This window comes from Vibrio sp. zbq_1, assembly GCF_043102935.1.
GTDB lineage: Bacteria > Pseudomonadota > Gammaproteobacteria > Enterobacterales > Vibrionaceae > Vibrio > Vibrio parahaemolyticus.
In genome coordinates this window covers 695,773-718,628 of the sequence record NZ_JBICJH010000004.1, presented here as the reverse complement: position 1 = coordinate 718,628, position 22,856 = coordinate 695,773, and the positions used below count along the sequence as shown (strand labels likewise).

At 46.2% G+C, this 22,856-nt stretch carries 19 protein-coding genes; 14 read left to right on the top strand and 5 right to left on the bottom strand.

Annotation, left to right across the window (positions count from 1 at the left end):
* Positions 1-23: 23 nt before the first annotated feature.
* The gene (locus ACF8CV_RS03540) at positions 24-1,172 is read left to right on the top strand and encodes an iron-containing alcohol dehydrogenase (RefSeq protein ID WP_138937039.1); all 1,149 of its coding nucleotides are present in this window, start codon (positions 24-26) and stop codon (positions 1,170-1,172) included.
* 299 nt (positions 1,173-1,471) lie between these two features.
* Positions 1,472-2,128 (top strand): lysoplasmalogenase, encoded by a 657-nt coding sequence (locus ACF8CV_RS03535; RefSeq protein ID WP_025524028.1) that lies wholly within the window; start codon positions 1,472-1,474, stop codon positions 2,126-2,128.
* 89 nt (positions 2,129-2,217) lie between these two features.
* Here the strand turns inward: ACF8CV_RS03535 and ACF8CV_RS03530 are convergent, their stop codons facing one another.
* The 3 genes from ACF8CV_RS03530 to ACF8CV_RS03520 are packed head-to-tail and all read right to left on the bottom strand — an operon-like array spanning position 2,218 to position 7,116.
* Positions 2,218-3,486 carry a sigma-54 dependent transcriptional regulator gene (locus ACF8CV_RS03530; protein ID WP_138937040.1) on the bottom strand — a complete coding sequence of 423 codons (1,269 nt, stop codon included), beginning with the start codon at positions 3,484-3,486 and terminating at the stop codon, positions 2,218-2,220.
* Positions 3,476-5,830, bottom strand: coding sequence for an ATP-binding protein (locus tag ACF8CV_RS03525; RefSeq protein ID WP_025508820.1), 2,355 nt, complete (start codon positions 5,828-5,830; stop codon positions 3,476-3,478). The genes ACF8CV_RS03530 and ACF8CV_RS03525 overlap by 11 nt, the downstream gene beginning before the upstream one ends.
* Positions 5,830-7,116, bottom strand: coding sequence for an ABC transporter substrate-binding protein (locus ACF8CV_RS03520; RefSeq protein WP_029810865.1), 1,287 nt, complete (start codon positions 7,114-7,116; stop codon positions 5,830-5,832). The genes ACF8CV_RS03525 and ACF8CV_RS03520 overlap by 1 nt, the downstream gene beginning before the upstream one ends.
* A gap of 287 nt (positions 7,117-7,403) precedes the next feature.
* Between ACF8CV_RS03520 and ACF8CV_RS03515 the strand changes: the two genes are divergently transcribed.
* The 7 genes from ACF8CV_RS03515 (at position 7,404) to ACF8CV_RS03485 (ending at position 14,881) form a co-directional block, all read left to right on the top strand.
* Entirely contained in the window at positions 7,404-8,783 is a 1,380-nt protein-coding gene (locus ACF8CV_RS03515) for an MFS transporter (RefSeq protein WP_005397635.1), read from the top strand.
* Between the two features lie 134 nt (positions 8,784-8,917).
* Positions 8,918-10,396, top strand: coding sequence for a pyruvate kinase (pyk, locus tag ACF8CV_RS03510; protein ID WP_005454220.1), 1,479 nt, complete (start codon positions 8,918-8,920; stop codon positions 10,394-10,396).
* Positions 10,397-10,605: 209 nt separating this feature from the next.
* On the top strand, positions 10,606-11,340 hold the full coding sequence (locus tag ACF8CV_RS03505; protein WP_023585209.1) for an amino acid ABC transporter ATP-binding protein: 735 nt from the start codon (positions 10,606-10,608) through the stop codon (positions 11,338-11,340).
* Positions 11,340-12,137, top strand: coding sequence for an amino acid ABC transporter permease (locus ACF8CV_RS03500; protein WP_138937041.1), 798 nt, complete (start codon positions 11,340-11,342; stop codon positions 12,135-12,137). Before ACF8CV_RS03505 ends, ACF8CV_RS03500 begins: the two co-directional genes overlap by 1 nt.
* Before the next feature lie 9 nt (positions 12,138-12,146).
* On the top strand, positions 12,147-12,968 hold the full coding sequence (locus tag ACF8CV_RS03495) for a transporter substrate-binding domain-containing protein (protein ID WP_138937042.1): 822 nt from the start codon (positions 12,147-12,149) through the stop codon (positions 12,966-12,968).
* An 81-nt stretch (positions 12,969-13,049) separates the two neighbouring features.
* Positions 13,050-13,970 (top strand): amino acid ABC transporter permease, encoded by a 921-nt coding sequence (locus tag ACF8CV_RS03490; RefSeq protein WP_021483974.1) that lies wholly within the window; start codon positions 13,050-13,052, stop codon positions 13,968-13,970.
* 92 nt (positions 13,971-14,062) lie between these two features.
* On the top strand, positions 14,063-14,881 hold the full coding sequence (locus ACF8CV_RS03485) for an EAL domain-containing protein (protein WP_005454118.1): 819 nt from the start codon (positions 14,063-14,065) through the stop codon (positions 14,879-14,881).
* A gap of 126 nt (positions 14,882-15,007) precedes the next feature.
* Here the strand turns inward: ACF8CV_RS03485 and ACF8CV_RS03480 are convergent, their stop codons facing one another.
* Positions 15,008-15,547, bottom strand: a complete 540-nt coding sequence (locus ACF8CV_RS03480; protein ID WP_025613590.1) for an RNA-binding S4 domain-containing protein — start codon at positions 15,545-15,547, stop codon at positions 15,008-15,010.
* Positions 15,548-15,772: 225 nt separating this feature from the next.
* Here ACF8CV_RS03480 and ACF8CV_RS03475 point away from each other — a divergent pair, with 225 nt between their 5' ends.
* Positions 15,773-16,726, top strand: coding sequence for an endonuclease/exonuclease/phosphatase family protein (locus ACF8CV_RS03475; protein WP_171055827.1), 954 nt, complete (start codon positions 15,773-15,775; stop codon positions 16,724-16,726).
* Between the two features lie 9 nt (positions 16,727-16,735).
* Here ACF8CV_RS03475 and cra read toward each other — a convergent pair whose 3' ends face one another.
* A complete protein-coding gene (gene cra, locus ACF8CV_RS03470; protein WP_005454171.1) occupies positions 16,736-17,716 on the bottom strand; it encodes a catabolite repressor/activator in 981 nt (326 codons plus the stop codon).
* Positions 17,717-18,081: 365 nt separating this feature from the next.
* Between cra and fruB the strand changes: the two genes are divergently transcribed.
* The 4 genes from fruB (at position 18,082) to ACF8CV_RS03450 (ending at position 22,836) form a co-directional block, all read left to right on the top strand.
* On the top strand, positions 18,082-19,212 hold the full coding sequence (gene fruB, locus ACF8CV_RS03465) for a fused PTS fructose transporter subunit IIA/HPr protein (RefSeq protein ID WP_138937044.1): 1,131 nt from the start codon (positions 18,082-18,084) through the stop codon (positions 19,210-19,212).
* Between the two features lie 11 nt (positions 19,213-19,223).
* On the top strand, positions 19,224-20,198 hold the full coding sequence (pfkB, locus tag ACF8CV_RS03460) for a 1-phosphofructokinase (protein WP_138937045.1): 975 nt from the start codon (positions 19,224-19,226) through the stop codon (positions 20,196-20,198).
* 19 nt (positions 20,199-20,217) lie between these two features.
* On the top strand, positions 20,218-21,951 hold the full coding sequence (fruA, locus tag ACF8CV_RS03455) for a PTS fructose transporter subunit IIBC (RefSeq protein WP_208871041.1): 1,734 nt from the start codon (positions 20,218-20,220) through the stop codon (positions 21,949-21,951).
* A gap of 309 nt (positions 21,952-22,260) precedes the next feature.
* Positions 22,261-22,836, top strand: coding sequence for a porin family protein (locus ACF8CV_RS03450; RefSeq protein ID WP_005454197.1), 576 nt, complete (start codon positions 22,261-22,263; stop codon positions 22,834-22,836).
* The last annotated feature ends 20 nt before the right edge of the window (positions 22,837-22,856 follow it).

The following is a 22,856-nucleotide window of genomic DNA, read 5'->3' as shown; positions in this document are numbered from 1 at the left end:
CAACTGGAAACAAGAGGTCTGCAATGAACTTTTCTTATGTCAACCCAACCAAAATTTTCTTTGGCCAACAACAAATCGCAGCAATCAAAGACGCGATCCCAGCGGTTCAAAGGGTCTTGGTGATTTACGGTGGCGGCTCAATCAAAAAGAACGGCGTATACGACCAAGTAGCAGAAGCACTCACTGGCCACGAATGGTCTGAGTTTTCTGGTGTAGAACCAAACCCAACAAAAGAAACATTGGATAAAGCGGTCGCTATCGTAAAAGATCAAAACATCGACTTTATTCTTGCTGTTGGTGGTGGTTCGGTTATCGACGGTTCTAAATACGTTGCGGCAGCATCAAAGTACGATGGTGACGGCTGGGACATTATGATCGGTAAGCATCAAGTGACAGAAGCAACACCGCTTGCGGCTATCCTAACGCTACCTGCAACTGGTTCAGAATCCAACATGGGTGCAGTGATTACAAAAGCAGAAACTCAAGACAAACTGCCGTTCATGTCTCCTGCAGTACAGCCTAAGTTTGCAGTGTTAGATCCAGATGTAATGAAAACGCTGCCTGAGCGTCAGCTTATTAACGGCATTGTGGATGCGTGGGTACACGTTTGTGAGCAATACATTACACTGCCTACTGGTGCGATGGTTCAAGACGGTTACGCAGAGACCCTGCTAAAAACTCTAAAAACGCTTGGCGAACAGTTCGCAGAGCGCGATGACGACCAATGGCGCGCAAACCTCATGTGGTCTGCAAACCAAGCATTGAATGGTTTGATTGGTAGCGGCGTTCCTCACGATTGGGCAACGCACATGATCGGTCACGAGCTGACTGCTCTTTGGGGCGTTGATCACGCACGTTCTCTTGCCATCATCCAACCATCACTGCTGCGTAACCAGATGCAATTTAAGCGCGCGAAGCTTGAGCAAATGGGTCGTAATGTATTTGGTTTGGAGTCTGGTGATGATCTTGCAGAACGCACTATCGAAGCCATCGAAGCGTTCTACCACCAACTTGGCGTAGCGACTCAACTAGACAACTACGGTGAAAGCCGCGAGCAAGCGATCGATGCCATCATTGACCAACTCAACAAACACGGAATGACAGTTCTGGGTGAAAACCAAGCGATTACTCTTGAACGCAGCCGTGAAATTTTAGAATTAGCTGTCTCATAACAGCAACAACTGTTCACTGCCCTTTCTAGGGTTTAACGGTATTGTGACTTAACGGTCACAATACCGTTTTTTTATGCTATTTTGTAAGCTTTAACGCGTTCAAATATTGGGCATTCTAAAAACAACAATTAATGCACAAAATTAAGTGTTCGCGTTGGTCAGTAAAGTGGCAACTGTTTAGCTTTACATACACAAAAAATAAAATTGAAATCAAAGGTCTAACTTACGCATTTGTTAGATCTTTTTGTTTAGAGTAGCACTACGCTACTCACGTTTGTCTGTTCGAGAGTTCTTTATATATGTGGCTAGTTGTCGTTGTATTAGCATTCATACACATCATAAGTGTCCGTAAAGGGCCGAAATGGCTATTTTACGTATCAAAGCCATTGCCTGTACTTGTGATGATTGGCATTTTGCTTAATTCTCCCGCGAGTCAACTGCCTTACACTCAGTGGATATTAGTGGGTTTATCGTTGTCACTACTCGGTGATTTACTACTAATGTTACCGCGAGATAAGTTCATCATTGGTCTAAGCCTATTTTGCTCTGCTCATTTGTCCTACAGTTATGGCTTTAGCTTAATGTCGGCATGGCATTTCACTCCTTGGCTTCCTATTGCTTTGTTTGGGCTCGGCATTTGCTTTTACTGGCTGTTTCGACCTGACCTCGGCAAAGAAAGAATCCCTGTCGCGAGCTACATTTTGGTTTTGATGACCATGTGTTGGATGGCCATTGAGTATTATCTAAGTGGGAAAACGCAGTCGTCTTCGTTTGCGGTGTTAGGAAGCTTTATCTTCATCATTTCCGGCACGGTGCTGGCTTTTGAACGCTTTGGTGGTTACTCGGTATTTTCTCGGCAAGTGGTGATGGTCACGTACTATTCCGCGCAAACTTTAATGGCGATGTCCGTAATTGCCATCGTGATCCGGTATCCGTATCTCACGGTGATCAGTTAATTTTCTATGCCGCAGATTGGTGCTCATCACTCCGAGTCTTGATGAAAAAGCGTTTGAGCTTACTGATGTAGACCTCAAACGCTTTTTTGTTATCGCGACTTGTAATTGCCCTTTTCAATTCCGTGCTTTTTCATTCTCAAATACAGCTTTTTACGCGGTATTTGCAGATGGTTTGCCGCATCCGTAATTCGCCCGGAGTGCAAAAACAGCGCATCTTCTATGAGCTGCTTTTCAAAATCGTCCACCAAATCATCCAATGGAAGCTGAATCTCATTTTGTGAGTATATGCGCTCTTTACCCGTTAACTTAACAATTCCGATTGCGTATAACTCAGCGATATTTCTTAGCTCCCGGATGTTGCCCGGCCACGGATAGCCTCTCAGTAGCGCAAGATAGCTAGAGTCGACATTTGGCAATGTTTTGCCTAATTTCTTACAACTCAGTTTTAAGAAGTAATGAAATATCGTCACGATGTCGTCAGGGCGCTGACGCAATGGCGGTACGTGAACCACGCCTTGGTTGAGTAGATAGTACAGTTCCGGCAGCAATTGATTTTTGGTGATGTACTCTTCTGGTTCTGAGTCAAAAATCGTTACAACACGCAGATTCTTTTTCCCACAACGTTCTCGCGCCAGTAATAATTGAGCCAGATGCCGTTGCCCCTCTTCAGTTAGTTCAGGTAAGTTCTCTAACACAAGTAAACACGACTGCTGTTTGTCGATGGCATCATCAATGCTATCCATTGTTGTGGTTGCACTGAGAGCAAAAGAACCATACTCCGTTTCTTCACTCTTAGACATCATGTCTTTAATTAACCCCGCGACGCTGTGACGCCCAGTGCCCGACTCACCATAAACCACCACGTGCGTGTCCAGTAACGCGTATTGGGCAACAAGCTTGCGGATCTGCTCCATATGCGCAGACTTACCAATTAATGAGCGCGAAATAGATTTCTCCGCCTGTAGCTGCAATTCCACCTGGCTGCTTCGAGTTTCAAGCTGCTGTTTTACTAGTGTTAAGAGCTCCGCAGGATTGATCGGTTTTTCTAAAAACTCACACGCGCCCTGCTTTACTGCATCAACCGCCATTGGAATATCGCCGTGCCCAGTGATCACAATGACAGGGATTCGCTCATCGACGTTTTTGATCATCCGAAGCAGTTCTAATCCATGCATTTGCGGCATGTACATATCGAGAATAACAACGCCCGCCCACTCTGGAGAGACATATTGCAGCGCTTGTGTTGGGTCGTTAATGGCCTTTGACTTGATTGATGATATGTTCATCAAGTACGAATAAGAGTCCAAAACATCCTGATCATCATCGACCAATAATACTGAATATGGGTTATTGCTCATTAGGTAACTCCAACACAACCATCGCACCTTTTTCTAATGAGGAAGCGAGGTAGATACTTCCTTTATGCTTTTCTATTAATGACTTACAAATATTCATCCCCAGCCCTAGACCAACTTCTTTTGTCGAAACAAAAGGCTGAAAAATCCGCTGCACAATCTCTTCACCAAACCCAATGCCGTTGTCACTGATTGCAATCAGTGTGGTTTGGCTGGTTCGTTCCACCAGCGCCATTTGAATCCGTTTTTGTTCGTCCCTTGTGCTTTCCATCAACGCATCACAACTGTTTACTAAGACGTTAATGAAGACCTGTTCTAGCGCCAACATGTCGCCTTGCACTTTTACATCATCAGGTAACTGGTTTTCTATGATGATCTGTTGACGCTTCGCTCGCGTGTTCACAATGGTGGATGCTTGCTCCGCCACCTCATGAACACTTACAGACTTCACTTCTCTTTCACCTTCTGGCTTGCGAGCGAATTGGCGCAAACTGTTGATGATCTTACTCATCCGAGTCGCCAAACCTTCGATGTGAGTAATGGATTCACCAACCTTTTCTGGAGATTCCTGTTCGAGGAACATTCTCGCGCTGTATAAATACGTCGACATTGCGTTTAATGGCTGATTAAGCTCATGCGCTAAACTGGTCATGGTTTGCCCTACAACCGCCATTTTTGCAGCTTGAATCAACTCATCTTGCGTCTTTTTAAGATTGTCTTCGGTGCGAATGCGCTCTTCGATTTCGTTTTCTAACTGTTGGTTTTTCAGTAGCAAATCTTGCGTTTTTTCTAACACCCGACTTTCCAAGGTACGCGTGGTCATTTCTTGATGAGTGACATCCGTAATGGTCATGATCAGTTTGTATTCAGCACCATGAGCGAAAGGACGAATATCGAAACGCACATACTTTGGCTTCTCGTCTCCAAGTGACAATGTCACATGAATTTTACCGAGTTCAATCCACAAATGAGAACCATCGAATACCTTTTTCAGTTGATCTCGACAGCTCTCTGGGAAGTACTCCCAAATCGGATAACTTTCGTTAACCTCACCAAGTTTCAATAACTTACGTGCACTTAAGTTTGCTGATTCGACAACGCCATTGAGGTCACTGGTAATCAAACTCGCCGTAGTGTTGTTGATTAGGCTCAAAGCGTTAGTCCGCTGAATTTCCTGTACCTTTTCACCGTACTCGATGAGCTTTTCACTCAAGCGTCCGATCTCATCATTGCCGTCCACCACAACCGGATGGCTCAGGTCGTTTTTGATGATGGCATCAATACTGTCACCTAACCCTATCAAACGTGCCACAATGCGGCGGTTGATGAAGTAATACGTCAAGAACATACTCGTCATGATCGACAAACTAAAGCAGACGATCAAAACGTGGTTGCCGTAAGACACGCGCTCGGCGGTTTCACTCTTCACCTGTTTGAACGTTTGGTCCGCAGTAGAAACCAGTTCACCGATTTGTTGATGAATGGCATCCATGCTGAGCGCGATTTGCTCTTGTATTTTCTGAATGTCGCCGTTCAGTGTCACTAATGACATCAATTGTTTATCGAACGCGCCTTCTGGACTCAACACAACCACAAGTTCTTGCAATAACTGTTTGTAAGCGATTGAGGTTGGCTGATTCATTAAGGTTGTGCTGCTTTCTTGCAGATCCATCAAGCGAAAGTGAATCACCTTCATCCCATTGTCGACCTGCTCCGGCATTGATGCGCCAGCAACATCAATCGCCATGTCGTACACCGCCGACTCAATATCGATGACCCGTTGCAAAGTACTCAATTGCACCAGCAAGTTTTGAATTTCTTTCGAATCGTTTACCCGCTCAATCTGCCAATGCACTTCTTGTCGAACCGGTTTGAGCTCAGAGCGAATATCTTGGTGGAGCCAGTTAATCTGCTCCATCAGTTGGTCGACGCGGCGAGTTTGATCGATGCGAGTTGAAATCATATCCACGTACTTTTCCAGTAGCGAGGCAAGGCCAGCTTCCGATTCGAGCAATTGATAAAACTCGGAGCTCATCTTATTGCTTTTCAGAACGGTCGAAATCGAGGCCAATTGCTCGCTGACCTGCATGGCTTGTTCAGTCAGCTGTACTTTGTTGTCTACCGCTTGCAGCGCTTCTACGCGGCGGTTAATTTCACTGGTTTTACTTTCGAGAAAATAGCTGGCGTTATATTTAGGCACGCTATCTTCCAACAAAAGGCGCACCTGATTATCCAAGCTGTTCCATGTCGCCCAAGCGACCAAACACACCACGGTGAGCAAGAGCGTGCTGCAAGCAAAAGCGGCAATTAGGCGGGCACCAATGGTTTTGTATTTCGGGTATAACACTACTTCTCTTTCCCTCGCCATTGAGCCAATTGCTGATTTACGTTGTCCAATTTTTCCGACATCGCACGCCCCAATTCATGGGAAAACTCAGCCAATAACGCTTGGTAGTGCGTCATGCCAACTTCGGAGTCTTTATCCATGGTCGACAGCTTTTGCGCAATTTCAGTTACTTGCGCTTTGCTCAGTGGTAATTCAAACAGTTGTTTTTCAATGGCTTGTAGCGAACGTTGTTTCTCTGGTTTTCCGTCGGCGAGTCGATTCAAGTTAATGAGCGAGAGCCAAGCGTCTTGAAGCTCCGGAAGACGCTTGGTGATCGCGGTGTCAAAAATCAAGTTGATTAGCGCTTCGCGTGGCATTACCTGTTCTAGGTCGAGAACTGGATTTTCTCCACCGTATCGAGCCGTATCGTCAAGCGCTGTTTTGGAGAAGGTGCTGCTTTCCATCTGCTCTTGTACTTCTTTCGAAAGCAAATGAGCAATAAAGGACTCTGCCAACTTATCACTCTTGCCCCGATTGATTTGCGCAATATAGGTAGGCATCAGCGTAAAGTCTTGGTCATAAGCAAAGCCAACGTAGTCGAACTTGCGTTGCGCAATCAGTGCGTAGCTGTCGATCGTCGGCCCAATACCAAACTTACCTTTGGCGATGTAATCCGCCACTCCAAAACTGCGAGAAGAGATCGTCGCGAGGTTCGCTCCCACATTGAGTAAAATCCGCCAGCCCTCTTGCCAACCATATTGACTAAGCACACTCTCGACCATCAATTGCGTGGTTCCAGAGCGGCTTGGCGTGCTCATGGTGACGTGACCAAAGTACAGCGGGTTGGTCAGATCTTGAAAACGCTTCGGTTCTGGTAAATGGTTCGCGGCCAAATAATCTTTGTTCCAAACAATCCCGGCGCCAGAGTATCCAAACGCCACGACTTGATCGTTATTAGGTAATAGATAAGGCGACAACCATTTCGGCACTTGCACACGCGACGACATATCAGCCAAACGATGTTCATTAGACAGCTCTTGCATCAGAAACGGCGACGAACTCAACACCAAGTCGATATCCTTCATGTAGCTTTTGCTAAGCAATTGCAGGCTTGATTGAGTGCGTCGGTGAACCACTCGGACTTCAGCATCAGGATAGTGCTGCGTAAAGTCATCCACCAAAGCAGTGATTGGTGCTTGAGAGAAGGTCGTGAGTATCACCAACTCTTTTTCTGCTGCCATTGTGAGTGGTGCATAAAGCGCCGCACCAAGAAGTAAACGACGCCCAAATTGCTTGAAATCAGCCATCAAATTAACCAAAAACCTTAAATAGTGTGCGGTAACTCAAATCTATGAAAGATTGTCAAAAAATCTTACAGAGTATGTTTGAGTCACTATTGACGCACTTCAACCAGAACTAAGCATATTCTATCAGTAACAAGTGTCAGCCTAACGTTCTAAATTCCCGTTTTTGACTCAACCTAAATATCAATATGGGTCAATTCTGTCTCAAATTCATGCCTTTGCACTGTGCAATCTGTCACTTCAAGATAGCCCTGCAACAAAACATTTGTGATTAAAACTTGGAGTGCAAGATGTTTAATTTCTTTAAAACACGCCCTGACCTCCCTCTTTCAGATGGCTCGAAAGAGGAAATGCAAGCGCGTTTCAAACGCTACCAATGGCATGTATTTTTAGGCTTGGTTTTCGGTTACGCCGTCTTCTACGTAGTTCGTATGAGTTTAGGTGTTGTTAAAAAACCAATGCTAGATGCAGGCATCGTAACCATCGAAGAACTCGGTATCATGGGTTCGGCTTTCTTCTTCACTTACGCTTTTGGTAAGTTCTCGAACGGCTTCCTTTCTGACTATGCCAACATTGGCCGATTTATGTCGTTCTCTCTACTACTGTCTGGTATCACCGCAGTATTCATGGGTTTGAACACCACGGCATTCTTCTTTGTTCTGCTTTGGGGTCTAAACGGTTGGTTCCAATCTGTTGGTTCAGCACCGTCTTGTGTGTCTCTGTTCCAATGGTTCTCACCAAAACAACGTGGTAGCCGTTACTCTATCTGGGGTGGCTCACGTAACATCGGTGAAGGTATCACTTGGATCCTAACGGCGTCTCTAGTGAGCTACTTCGGTTGGCGCGCAGGTTTCATCGGTGCGGGTATTGCAGCGATTGCAGCTGCGATTTGTATGTTCTTCATCCTAAAGGACCGTCCACAAACTTACGGTTTGCCAGATTCAGCAACAGCATTCGACGAAGAACCTGAGATCAAGAAAAAGAACGATCCGCAAGCAACTCGTCGAGCTCAAATGTTCATCCTGAAGCAACCAACCGTTTGGCTAATTGCAGCAGCGTGTGCAGCGATGTACATCTCTCGCTACGCGATGTCTTCTTGGGCAGTGCTTTACCTACAAGAAGCAAAAGGTTACTCACTGATTGACGCTGGCTTCGCAATGTCTACATACCCTATCGCGGGTCTAGCAGGTGCAATCCTATCCGGCATCATCTCTGACAAGGTGTTCAACTCTAACCGCCATATCCCGACTCTACTTTACGGATTGGCGAACATCGGTGGCATGTGCTTGATGTTCTTCGGCCCAGATAACCGCATCGTTGACGCAGTAGCACTAGGTATGATCGGTTTCGCTATCGGTGGTCTGGTTGTGTTCCTTGCAGGTCTAACTGCTTGTGACTTGATGCCTAAGAACGCAGTTGGCGCAGTGAAAGGCTTCATCGGTCTGTTCTCTTACATCGCCGCTTCTGGTCAAGAGTTAGCGTCAGCTTCTCTAATCAAAATCACAGAGGTTGATGGCGTAACTAAATACGACTTCTCTCAAGCGCAATATTTCTGGCTGGCTGCTGGTGTGATTTCTCTACTTCTTGCTCTAACAGTTTGGAATGCGAAGAAAGTGGTTGATATCGACCCAGTTGAAGAAAAAGAGCTAGAAGCTCGCCCTAGTCACTAATCCTGACTAAAGCGGGAGGCAACTCCCGCTTACTCCCCCAATGTCTTAAGTTCTTTTGCAAAGAGTGCTTACGAGATTGATAGAAAATCCCCCCTATTTCTATTTTCCTTTTTAAGTGTCGATTGAGGTGACAAATGTGTAAAACCAAAATTGTGGCTACGCTAGGCCCAGCAAGTGAAAGCCGCGAAACACTAACTAAATTGATTCGAGCAGGCGCGAACGTAGTCAGACTCAATTTTTCTCACGGAACGGCGCAAGAACACATTGCCCGCGCGAATTTAGTTCGTGAAATTGCGGCCGAACTCGACACTTATGTTGGTGTGTTAGTCGATTTACAAGGCCCTAAGATTCGTATTTCTTGCTTCGAAAATGGCGCAGTTCTACTCAATCAAGGCGACGTATTCACCCTGAGCGGCACACTTGACGCACAATCTGGAACCCAAGAAATGGTTGGGCTTGATTACCCAGAGCTGATTCAAGACGTGAACGAAGGCGATATTTTGTTGCTAGATGATGGCCGTATTCAGCTAAAAGTAAGCCAAGTACACCGTGACGAACAGTGGATTAAAACCACAGTATTGAACAGCGGTAAATTGTCTAACCGTAAAGGCATTAACTTGTTAGGTGGCGGTCTTTCCGCTCCGGCTCTTACCGCGAAAGACATTCAAGACATCGACACCGCAGCTAAACTTCGAGCCGACTTCCTTGCCATTTCTTTCCCGCGCAATGCACAAGATATCGAATACGCTCGCAGCTTGGCGCAAAAAGCAGGTTGTCACGCCAAGATTGTCGCGAAGGTAGAACGCGCAGAAGTGGTTGAAACCAAAGAAGCGATGGATGATGTCATTAAAGCATCAGACATCATTATGGTTGCTCGCGGCGATTTAGGCGTAGAGATTGGCGACGCACGACTGCCAATGGTGCAAAAATCATTGATCAATCGTTCTAAACATTGGGGTAAGCCAGTCATTACCGCGACCCAGATGTTGGAATCGATGATCGAGAATCCTCTCCCAACTCGCGCTGAAGTGTTAGACGTGGCAAACGCGATTATTGACGGAACAGACGCCGTGATGCTGTCGGCGGAATCGGCGGCGGGCAAATACCCAATCGAAGCGGTCGAAGCCATGGTTCGCATCGCACAAGGTGCAGAGCACGAGCTGGAATGCAACCATGACTGCTGGGATACTCTGCAACACTTATGTTCTAACCCAGGCAAAAGTTTCGCGCTTTCATCAATGATTTCGGCTTCTCGCGTTCATCAAGACCTTGGCGTTGCGATTTTAACCCAACATGGTGAAACACCCCTGTTGATGTCTCGCTGCCAAAGTAAAACTAAGATTTGGGCCCTGAGCGACAACCCAGCCTTGCTTGCACAAATGACCATTCTACGCGGTGTTGAACCTTTGTATTTCAAAGCAGCAGAAAGCCACGTCGATCTCGCGCCACAGTTAGTGGAATGCTTACGTCAAAAGGCCAACGAAGCACATATTTCCTCCATTTTGATGACCCAACTCGACTCCATCGAAGGCATGGGTGAAATCAACGCGTGTCGCTTGCTGAGCTTGAATGTGTCTTCTCACATGAAGCCAGCGGAAGAAATCGCAGCTTAGGTTTACCTCCCCCTTATTCAAGCTCGACCTTGAATTTCTCCCCCATAACTTGCTCCACAGGGACTTGACCTGCCAAATGGCAGGTCCTTTTTATTGCGCACGATATAACCAACCATTCGCTGACTCTAGGAATATGAGCGTTAACTTAATGAAATCGCATTCACAACTTGTTATTGTAGAGCGATTGTTATCCCTAAAAGCGTGCCCCTTTGAAAGAGAACACTCCCGTCGTCGAATTTAGCAACGTAAATAAGTGGTATGGCGATTACCACGCTCTAAAAGATATCAACTTCTCCGTACATTCTGGCGAGATCGTCGTGGTGTGTGGCCCTTCTGGTTCAGGAAAATCAACGCTCATTCGTTGCATCAACCATCTTGAATCGATTCAAGATGGCCAACTTCATGTGTTCGACCAGCCTTCTCATGCAAAATCCCTCAAACCCGGTAAAATCGGCATGGTGTTCCAGCACTTCCACCTTTTTCCTCATATGACTGTACTGGAAAACCTTACCTTAGCGCCGATTCGCACACTCAAATTGTCAAAACAAGAAGCTGAAAAACGCGCACGACACTACCTCAAACGAGTCAATATTGAGGAGCAAGCGAGTAAGTATCCTATCCAGCTTTCCGGCGGTCAGCAGCAGCGCGTCGCGATTGCCCGTTCCTTATGTATGGAACCGGACTTACTCCTTTTTGACGAACCGACTTCGGCGCTTGACCCGGAAATGATCAACGAAGTGTTGGATGTCATGGTTGAACTGGCTCAAAGTGGAATGACGATGATTTGCGTCACGCACGAAATGGGATTTGCCAAAAAAGTAGCGAACCGCGTGGTATTTATGGATGAAGGCCAAATCGTGGAAATGAACTCACCGATCGCCTTATTTGAAACACCACAGCATCCACGAACCCAAGCATTTTTGAACCAAATTTTAAGTTACTGATGATAGTTCGCGTAATCAAACCCGTCCTTCAAGCTTTGCTGCAAATGATGCTCCTCTTCATCGCGATTGTGTGGGTGTTGGACTCTGGTGCCGATGCTATGGGCTATCAATGGCAATGGGAACGCGTACCTAATTACATCGCTTTTTATGAAGATGGCGAATGGTGGCCAGCAGAACTTATCGATGGGCTATTGGTCACGCTTAACATCTCGGCTATTAGTCTATTCTTCACCTTAGTGTTGGGGTTGGTCACCGCGTTACTAAGGCTTAGCGATTCGAAAGTCGGCAATGTTATTGGCACCACTTATGTCGAGGTAATACGCAACACGCCGTTGTTGGTGCAAATCTATTTGCTCTACTTCGTGTTTGGCCCCGTGATTGGTTTGGACCGATTCAGTACCGCCGTTTTGGCATTGTCCCTTTTCCAAGGTGCCTACACTGCGGAAATATTCCGCGCAGGTTTAAACAGTATTCCTAAAGGGCAATTCGAAGCAGCACAAACACTCGGGTTATCACCGTTTTACACTTACAAAGACGTGATTTTGCCTCAGGTTTTACAACGCACATTACCGCCATTGACCAATGAAGTGGTTTCTTTGATCAAAAACTCTTCCATTGTAAGCGTGATGGCGATTTTTGATTTAACAACACAGGCACGCAACATCGTCTCTGAGACGGCGATGCCGTTTGAAATTTGGTTTACCGTGGCAGCAATTTATCTTGCTCTCACTCTATCACTTTCTGGCTTGTCTGCATGGCTAGAACACAAACTTGGAGCCAGTTGGCGCAAATTATAAGGAGATAACATGAAGTTATTCAAAGCGACCATTACTGCATTATTAGGGCTAGCCATCACTATGCCTACTCTCGCGAAAGAAGAAGCTGCCACCACACCCAACATAGATCAAATCAAGGAACGAGGTACTTTGCGCGTTGGTATGTCAACATTTGTCCCTTGGGCAATGCGCAACAAGCAAGGTGAGTTAATCGGTTTTGAAATCGATGTTGCCAAACGCTTAGCTGAAGATTCAGGTTTGAAAGTGGAATTTGTACCGACCGCGTGGGATGGCATTATTCCCGCACTACTGGCGAAAAAGTTCGACGTGATCATCGGTGGCATGTCGGTCACGCCCGAGCGTTCCAAAAGCGTGTTGTTTACTGAGCCCTACTCGCACTCTGGAGTTCAAGTGGCAGCGAACAAAGAGCTTGCTTCAGGTTTTAGCGAATTCTCCGATTTTGACTCACGACGCGTAAAAATTGCGGCTCGTCGCGGCGCATTCACCGTTCAAGTAGCCAGAGAAACCTTCCCGAAAGCGAAGATTCTGCAATTTGATGACGACGCGCAAGCCTTCCAAGAGGTGCTGAATGGTAACGCCCACGCGGTCATTGCTTCTAGCCCAAAACCAGAACATGAGACAGTGAAACACAGCGACAAGCTATTCCTTCCATTCTCTGAGCGACTATCAAAAGGTAACGAAGCCTTTGCGGTTCGCTTAGGGGAGGAAGATAAAAAAGCCTTTTTCAATAAATGGATTGAAGAAAGAACCCAAGATGGATGGTTAAAACAGCGTTATGAATACTGGTTCTCGACATTAGATTGGCAAGACCAAGTCGCGCAAGGCCAGTAATCTAAATGGCTCGTGGTCTTCGCGAGCCTATACTTTTTAATCATCCATTTTACTTTTCCATCATCTATCGGAGTTAAATTTTTGGGCGAACAAACCACCACTCGCACAGCACCCACAAAGGCCAACACAGGTTCCTTTCTAGTTCGGTTAAACACGCTCGATTGGGTACTGCTTATTATCTGTGGTATTGGTGGTGTTTGGCTGTACCATCGTTCCAACGTTGGTGTGCATTATTTGTGGCAGTGGAAAGAGGCGTTTGAACTACTTTTCACACCAAGATCCGACGGTGGTTTGCCCTACTTCTTCCAAGGTTTGATTTCGACGTTAAGGCTCAGTATTTGGGGCATCAGCTTCGCATTAGTGCTTGGCACTTTGTTGGGCTTAGCGCGTTTCTCTCGCTCCGTCTGGTTGCGCACACCTGCCAACGCGTTTATTCAGTTGGTAAGAAACATCCCACCGTTGGTTTTTGTTTTTATTTTCTACTTTTTCATTTCTAACCAATTGATCCCGTTACTCGGTTTGGAAGATCTTCTACGAAACTACAATGGTGAACCAAATGCGCTACAAAGCTTTCTTTTTGGACCTTCTAACCTTTGGGAAAATCTTGCCTCTGGTGTGTTATGCGTCGGCTTACTTTCTTCTGCCTACATAGCAGAAGTTGTGCGCGCAGGTTTACAAAGCATCGACCAAGGTCAGTGGGAAGCGGCGGATTCATTGGGCTTGTCTCGATGGGTGAAGTACCGATTCGTTATCGCACCACAGGTACTTAAAGCAATAACACCTGCACTTGCCGGTCAAACCATCTCTTTGGTGAAAGACACCTCCATCGTTTCGCTAATTTCTATACAAGAAATGACTTTCGTTGGGACAGAGATGGCAAACTCATCAGGATATATCTTTGAAATTTGGCTGATTGTTGGCTTTTCTTACTTCTTGATTTGTTTCGGTCTGTCACTCATTTTTCGATATATTGAGAAAAAATCGGAATCTATTTCAAATTAACTCAATAGCACATGCAATTAGACACATTTGATTCTTCAAATTGGAACTGCATCCTGTTACATTGACTCAATGCTAAATTCTCGGCGTTTTTCATGGAGTTAAAGAAACAGTCTGACTACGAACAGTACATAAGACAGGACGGTCTTGGGGAATATTACGTAGTCATCAACCAATTCACTTTTCACAGTGTTTATCAGCCGATTTTTGATAAGCACCAACGCGTTATTGGAATGGAAGCCCTCCTTCGTATTCATGGCGCAGACGGCGTTCAAATTCGCCCAGATATTTTTCTCTCCAACGCAAGTATCGACCCTTACTTTCGCTTATGTGTTGAATTTTTATCCCGAGCCATGCACATCAGAAACTTCGCTCGTCACTTTGCCGGAACGCCGATTAAGCTCTTTCTCAATGTTATGCCTCAAACTCTACTCACGCTCACCAAAGACATGGGCTTTAAAGACAACGGCTTGCTTTACAAACGTCTTGCCGATTTGGGTATGACCCCGTCTGATGTGGTGTTTGAGGTTGTAGAAGAATCCTGTGGCGATACTGATTTACTGATCAAAGCCGTACAGTTAATGAGAGCGAATGGCTTTATCTTTGCCATCGATGATTTTGGCGCGCAACATTCCGACATTGCCCGAGTTCAGCAGCTTTGTCCTGACATAATTAAAATTGATCGCTCTTATCTACTCGATTATTGCGCTGGTGATACCTTTTCCATTCGAAGTGCGGTAGATCTAGCGGCAAACATGGGGGCCAAAGTGATTATCGAAGGGGTTGAAGAGAACAACCAGCTGCAGGCTATGCGTCAACTGGAACTCGATTATTATCAAGGGTTTTATCTCGGTAAACCAAGTGCAATTCATCACTGGACAGAATACGCAACCTGCCAATGCACGGTGCATTAAGCTTATCTCGTCATGCCGCATAAGCCACACAAACTATCCCAACAAAAAAGCGCCGAACACATGTCGGCGCTTTTGGTATGTATGGGTTTGAACGCTAAGATTCAATCGCTTATATGATTCTATCGCTTAGAAGAAGTCGATAGAGTTACGTCCACTCTTCGGGTCACGCGTTGCTTGTGGTTTGTCTTCTTTCTTGCCTTTCTTAGCAGATTGAGACAGCGCTTCTTTTTGTGCTTTGCGCTCTTTATGTGCCGCTTTACGACCCGTTGATTTAGGTCCTGTGCCTTTCGCTTTAGGCGGCTTGCTTTGGCGAGACTTCTCTTTACGAGTAGATTGCGTTTCTTTCTTCGCTTTCTTTTCCGCTTTTTGTTCTGCCGTTTCTGGTTCTGTAACTGGCGCGTCACAAACCACCACATAGTATTCTTGGTTAAACTCAAAAAAGTCACCATCGTACATTTTGCGTCGTTTACGTGTTTCTAGCTCGCCATTCACCGCAACATAACCTTCTTCGATGATATGTTTTGCTTCGCCACCACCACTGACCAAGTTTGCGATTTTAAAAAGCTTATACAGTTCGATAGGATGCGCATCAACATCAATGCCGATCGCTTCGATTTCAATCTCGTCGCCTTCTAAATACTCTTCGTGGTCGTAATCTTGGGTCATGTTATTTACTCTTCATATTTGATGCTCTGAAGTTTAAACGCAATGCCCCAAAATAGAAACCTCAGCCAATGCTCTATCGCAGGTTCTTTGTGGCTTTTGAGCACGTCTTGACCTATTTGACTGACCATTCGCAAGCTGTTACGTCAATGCTAACTTCAAACGAGGCTGCAATTCCATAATCCGAAGGTATATACTCTCCAGGTTATTGTTGAAAGAGCGAATACTTTGTCTCAACCAAGCAGAATTACCTTTGTTACGGCTAACTTGTTTAATTTTGTCGCACCGCCGAACGCCTACTACGACTTCGAGAATATTTATTCCCAAGAGCAGTGGCGAGACAAACTTGCTTGGACGCAAAACCAATTAGAAAAGCTCGAACCGGACATTATCGGTCTGCAAGAGGTGTTCAGTATCGAAGAAACCCGAGCGTACTTTTTGTCACTTGGCTTTCCGTATTTCGCAACGGTCGATACCCCAAAAATAGAAGACGAGTATATTTACTCTCGCCCCGTCGTCGCGATTGCGTCTCGCTTTCCTATTGAGGATGTAAAACCCGTAGAGTTCGATTCAAACTCACTCACGCCATTTGGGGTAAATGAAGCACCCGATTTCAGTCGCAAGCCGATTTATGCGCAAGTCGTTCACCCAGTCCTTGGTCACATTGCCATATATGTCACTCACCTCAAATCTCAACGCCCTGCGGATACCGAAACGCCAGAACCATCAAGTCGCGTAATGGCTCGTTGGTTGTCTACACAGCAACGCGGTTGGGAAGCGGCCATGTTGCGAGACGCGATGCAGGCACAATATCGAGCACATCCGATACCGACCGTGTTAATGGGTGATATGAACCAGCCCATCTCAAAAGAAAGCGTTAATAACGTGCTTACCGAAACCTTTAGTGACAGCGTCACCGAATTACAACTAAAGGATGGTTGGAATCTGCAAACGGGCTCGTCTCTTGAGGTACGCCCAGCGACTCACTACCACTTTTCTACGGGGAACGTGCTGGATTACATTCTGCTTTCTCAAGAGTTTGATACACATTCGGATGTATCGGTAGCGGAAGTGATTGATTATCAAGTGTTAGAACAACACCTGATTAACCCATCCTATGAGAAAGATAAAAACGCCAGCGATCACGCGTTTGTGTCGCTGACGGTCGAGGTGAAACTGTAAGTGCCGAGACTATTGTCGTTTGACAATTTTGCGAGGAATAAGCTCCACACCTGGCTTGTAGCGTTTGGCCGAGGCATTCAGTGCCAACTCCATCGCACTATCAGCAATCAACTCAAATTGCTGAGGCAGAGAGTTGATTTTCACTGGTAAGAAGTCCAGCAGTCGATTATCACCAAATGTCGCCAGACGAACTTGACTCATGAGTTCCGGCTTTTCGAGCATCACGTCTAGGACGCCTTCAAGCAACGTGTAGGAAGTCGTCACGATCGCATCAGGCAAACTGTCTGCTTGAACCCATTTATCCAGTACCTTTTTTCCCTCCTCACGAGAGAAGTGCAAACCATAACCGACGGTCATTGCCGTATCGTCTTTTTGGCAGGCAGACCGAAAACCCAGTTCGCGTTCTTTCGACACTTGCAGATCTTGCAACGCACCAATCAAACCAATGGTTTTGATCTCTGGTGACAGTACCGATTCTGTAAGCTCAAAAGCAGCATCAAAATCTTCACTGATAACGCAACAAAAATGCTCATCATCCATTGGACGGTCAAGTGCTATAACCGGAGTGCCCGAGTTTTGTAACTTGAGATAATACTCATTAGCCGATGGCATACCACTTGCGACAAATAGCGCGTCAATTCGGCGGCTGATTAGCGCTTCAGCAACCTTTTTCTCCGTTTCCGGATCATCATCTGAGCAGCCAATTAGAATTTGATAACCAGCCTTACGCGAGTTTTGTTCAATCAGTTTTGCAAGGCGTGCGTAACTGGTGTTCTCCAAGTCTGGGATGATAAGTCCAAACGAACGCGAGTTACCGGCACGCAACGAAGAAGCGGCATGATCCGGCTTATAATTGTACTCGTCGACAACCGCCATCACTTTCTTTTGCGTCTTTTCGCTGATGCGGTATTTCTGCGCTTTTCCGTTAATTACATAGCTTGCAGTTGTCTTTGAAACCCCTGCCAATTTGGCTATTTCATCCAGTGTCATATTCTCAACCCTATTCTGTGCGCGCGATCATATTAATACATCAACGATCTTACGATAAGTTGAATTATAAGCTGAACCGATTCAGTATAAAAGCTTAAAGGATTCAGCAAAATCTAAAAATTGACGAAAATCACCAAAATCCGGCAATGCAGTAAGTCTTCGTCTAGGCTTTAAGCAATACAGCTCAAGGGGGTGTTTAGCGTCAGATTTTTAAAACATTTTGTTAAGTCTTTTAAAAAATTTGCCACTTAGCTGAATCGATTCAGCACCGAAAGAAGGTTTAGCTAAGACACAACAAAACTAGAGCAAGACTGAATACATTTTTAATTTGATTGGTACGAATACCTTAAGGCTGGAGAAGCACCATGCTTAAGCTAAACAAGAACGACATTACCCTCTCGCAATCAGCGACAGATAAGTTTGCAGCAATCAAGAATATTGCGCAAAGCCTGACAGACAAAGGCCTTGTTGAACAAGGTTATGTGGAAGGCATGCTAAATCGTGAAAACCAAAACTCAACGTTTTTAGGTAACGGCATCGCGATCCCTCACGGCACAACCGACACTCGCTCAATGGTAAAAACCACTGGCGTCGCTGTTCACCACTTTCCTAAAGGTGTGGATTGGGGTGACGGAAACAAAGTCTTCGTTGCGATTGGTATCGCGGCAAAATCAGACGAGCACTTAGGCATTCTGAAGCAACTGACCAAAGTGCTAGGTGCTGATGGCGTGGAAGAGCGTCTTCGCGATGCAAAAAGCGAAGAAGACATCATTGCCCTACTTCATGGTGATGTTCAACTTGAAGCGGACTTCGATGCGTCTCTTATCCAACTGCTTTTCCCTGCAAGCGATATGGTACAGATGAGCGCTGTGGCTGGTGGCCTCTTGAAAAACACTGGCTGTGCTGGCGCTGAATTTGTTGCTGATCTCGTGACAAAAGCACCGACTCATCTTGGCAACGGTTTATGGCTAGTTGGTAGCGATAAGCACGTTTCTCGCACCGGTGTGTCTTTTGTCTCGACGGCCAACGATTGCGAATACGAAGGCCAAAAAGTGCGTGCTTTGGTTGCGTTTGCTGCTTGTAACAACGCTCACCAATCAATTCTGAACAACTTGTCTAAAATCGTTTTCAACAACGAACACAATAAGCTGTTAGATGCCTCTGCAGAACAGATTCTCGCGCTATTCAAAGGCGAAGAAGTGGCTGCGCCAGCCGAAGATGGCAACGTAGCAGTCTTTAAGATCAAAAACGCACATGGCCTTCACGCTCGCCCGAGTGCGATGCTGGTTGCAGAAGCGAAGAAATTCGAATCAAACATTCGCGTGGCAAACCTAGATGGTGATGGTAAAGCAGTAAATGCGAAAAGCCTGATGAAAGTGATTGCCCTTGGTGTGAAACACGGTCACCAATTGCAGTTCTCTGCTGAAGGCCCAGACGCGGCTCAAGCGCTGGAGTCTATCGGCAACGCGATTGCTTCTGGCCTAGGTGAAGGTTAAGGGGCACGCAAATGACAACATTAAAAACAAACAAAGTTGTGACCATCACGCTAAACCCTGCGCTTGATCTAACAGGCTCGCTCGACGCGCTAAAGGTAGGTTCAGTCAGCCTTGTTGCACAAAGTAGCCTTCACGCGGCAGGCAAAGGCGTTAACGTTGCAAAAGTGCTGAGCGACCTTGGCGCCGACGTTACGGTGACCGGCTTTTTGGGTAAAGACAACCCAGAACTGTTCCATCAACTTTTCACCGAAATTGGCGTAAAAAACGAGTTTGTTGAAGTTCAAGGCGCAACACGCATCAACGTAAAACTGGTTGAAGCCGACGGCCAAGTGAGTGACATCAACTTTCCTGGCGTTCAAGTAACGGCAGAAGAAATTGCTCGTTTTGAAGAGACACTGTTCCGCCTTTCAGACACTCACGACTACTTCGTTCTAGCTGGCAGCCTACCGGGCGGTGTAACCGCTGAGCAATGCGCAGCGTGGATTGAAAAACTGCATCAACAAGGCAAAAAAGTATTGTTCGACAGCAGCAAAGCCGCTCTACGTGCAGGTATTGATGCTCATCCGTGGCTTATTAAACCAAATGATGAAGAGCTGAGTGACTTTGTCGGTGAGCACCTAGAAACGCCAGAACAGTGCCAAGTGGCAGCACAAACCCTCAGCAACAAAGGCATCGAGAACATTGTTGTGTCGATGGGTGCTGACGGTGTGATGTGGCTAAACCAAAGCGAGTGGCTACGCGCACAACCGCCACGCATGAATGTGGTGAGCACCGTAGGTGCGGGCGACACACTGGTGGCAGGCTTATGCTGGGGCCACATGCAAGTGATGCCGAAACACGATTTATTGCGCTTCGCGACAGCGCTTTCTGCTTTAGCAGTTAGCCAAGTTGGCGTGGGGCTAACCAGTCAAGAAGAACTGGAAAACATTAAGCTGCAAACACAAGTCAGCGAGCTTTACCCTAATACGAACTTAGACAAAAACTAAGGAACAGAAGGTTATCAGTATGAATATTGCCATTATTACTGCCTGCCCTAGTGGTGTTGCTAATAGCATCCTTGCGGCGGGTCTATTAGAACAAGCGGCCGCTAAACTAGGTTGGAACGCCAAGATTGAATGCCAATCCAGTGTTATTGCTCCAACGCCGCTGACAGACGCTGACATTGAGCAAGCTGACGCGATCGTAATCGCGGCGAACACCACCGTTGATACTTCTCGTTTCGTAGGTAAAAAAGTCTACCAAGCAGAAATCAGCTCGGTGGCAAAAGACGCTACCGCATTCTTGACGACCGCAGTCGAAAGTGCAGCAACACTTGAACAAGCAACCACAGTTGAAGCGCCTGTCGAAAGTGCTTCTGCAACCAAGAAAATCGTCGCTATTACGGCGTGCCCTACTGGCGTTGCGCATACCTTCATGGCAGCAGAAGCGTTAGAAGAAGAAGGCAAACGCCGTGGTCACCAAATTAAGGTGGAAACTCGTGGCTCTGTTGGCGCGAAGAACCAACTAACTGACCAAGAAATCGCAGATGCGGACTTGGTTATCATTGCGGCGGACATCGAAGTGCCACTTGATCGCTTCAACGGCAAAAAAATGTACCGTACAAAGACTGGCCCAGCTCTGAAGAAAACCGCTGAAGAGATAGACAAAGCGTTCGAACAAGCCACGATTTACCAACATTCAGGCACTGCAAGTTCTGCTTCGGCAACAGACGAGAAGAAAGGCGCATACAAACACTTAATGACGGGTGTTTCGCACATGCTTCCTGTCGTCGTTGCAGGTGGTTTGATCATCGCCCTATCGTTCGTATTCGGTATTGAAGCATTTAAAGAAGAAGGTACATTAGCCGCAGCACTAATGACCATCGGCGGCGGCTCTGCGTTTGCACTGATGATCCCTGTGCTTGCTGGTTACATTGCCTTCTCAGTTGCTGACCGTCCGGGTCTGGCTCCGGGTCTTGTTGGTGGTATGTTGGCAAGCTCTACTGGCGCAGGTTTCCTTGGTGGTATCGCGGCTGGTTTCATCGCAGGTTACGCAGCGAAGCTCTTAGCAGATAAAGTAAAACTTCCGCAATCAATGGAAGCATTGAAACCGATTCTGATCATCCCGTTTGTTGCGACGCTATTTACGGGCCTTGTGATGATCTACATCGTTGGTGGTCCGGTGTCTGGCATCATGAATGGTCTGACTGACTTCCTAAACAACATGGGTTCAGACAGAGCCGTTCTACTTGGTATTATCCTTGGCGCAATGATGTGCTTCGACTTGGGTGGCCCGGTAAACAAAGCGGCTTACGCATTCGGTGTAGGTCTATTGGCTTCTCAAACTTACGCACCAATGGCTGCAATCATGGCGGCAGGTATGGTGCCGGCGCTAGGTATGGGTCTGGCCACTTTCCTAGCGAAGAACAAGTTTGAACCAAACGAGCGTGAAGCGGGCAAAGCATCATTCGTGCTAGGTCTGTGCTTTATCTCTGAAGGTGCAATCCCATTCGCAGCGAAAGACCCAATGCGTGTAATCCCATCTTGTATGGCTGGTGGCGCTCTAACAGGTGCTCTATCTATGCTATTCGGCGCGAAACTGATGGCACCTCACGGCGGTCTATTTGTACTGCTTATCCCTAACGCAATTTCTCCAGTCTTGATGTACTTGGTAGCAATTGCTGCAGGTACGGCGGTAACAGGCTTTACCTATGCATTCCTAAAAAACAAAGCGGATGCAAAACAAGAAGTTGCTGCATAAGCAAAACTTAAGCGATTAACACTTAAGCAATTAACAATGCCACCCTCGATTTGGCATTCAGCACCTCCCTTAAATTCCGGTTAAGGGAGGTGTTTTTTATTTCCCCCTCTTCTGACAAAACCATACATTTCGATACTTAACCTTTATTTTTTGACTCGTTATGCTGCACGCATGAGAGGTGCGACTTATTTGCTTAACTAACGCTTCGGTGACTTGTGTTTTTTCAAGTAGCCGATGAAAAATCCCAAAAGCAGATAAAGCCTCTTATATTTCACTTCGTTTTAATCAAAATAATAAAGTTAATTACACATGAAAAAAGCTGTCCTTTTGTTAGCTGCTGTTTCAGCATTCGCGCAAGCAAATCAAACTGATGTCGAGAAAAAAGACGTATCAGGCTTTTACCTTGGTGGTGGTATCGGGGTTACAACTGTCTATGACGACAGTGTTTGGCCGTATGCGGTTAATCTGGATTCTAACGACTCCACATACAAACTGTTTGGCGGTTACCAGTTCAACCGTATCGTCGCAATCGAAGCGCAATACACACGCTACGGTGATATTTTTGACAAGTTTGAAGATGCACCACGCACAATGGTAAAACCTGAAAACATCGCTCTAATGGCGAACCTAGGTTACACCTTTGACAGTGGCTGGCGTCCGTTTGCGACGGTTGGCCTTGGTCGTACCGAACTTGATTTTGGCTCTTCGTCAAAAGCAGAAACGTCATTCCGTGCCGGTGTTGGTGGCGAATACTCACCTAAAGCGATCGAGAATCTGAATTTCCGCATCGCGTATGAAGTAGACACATTTGTAATTGACGAAACTTACGATGACTTAACCATCATGCTCGGCTCGCTTTACGCTGGCGTCTCTTACAAGTTCTAAAACGAAAAAAGCCCTGAGGA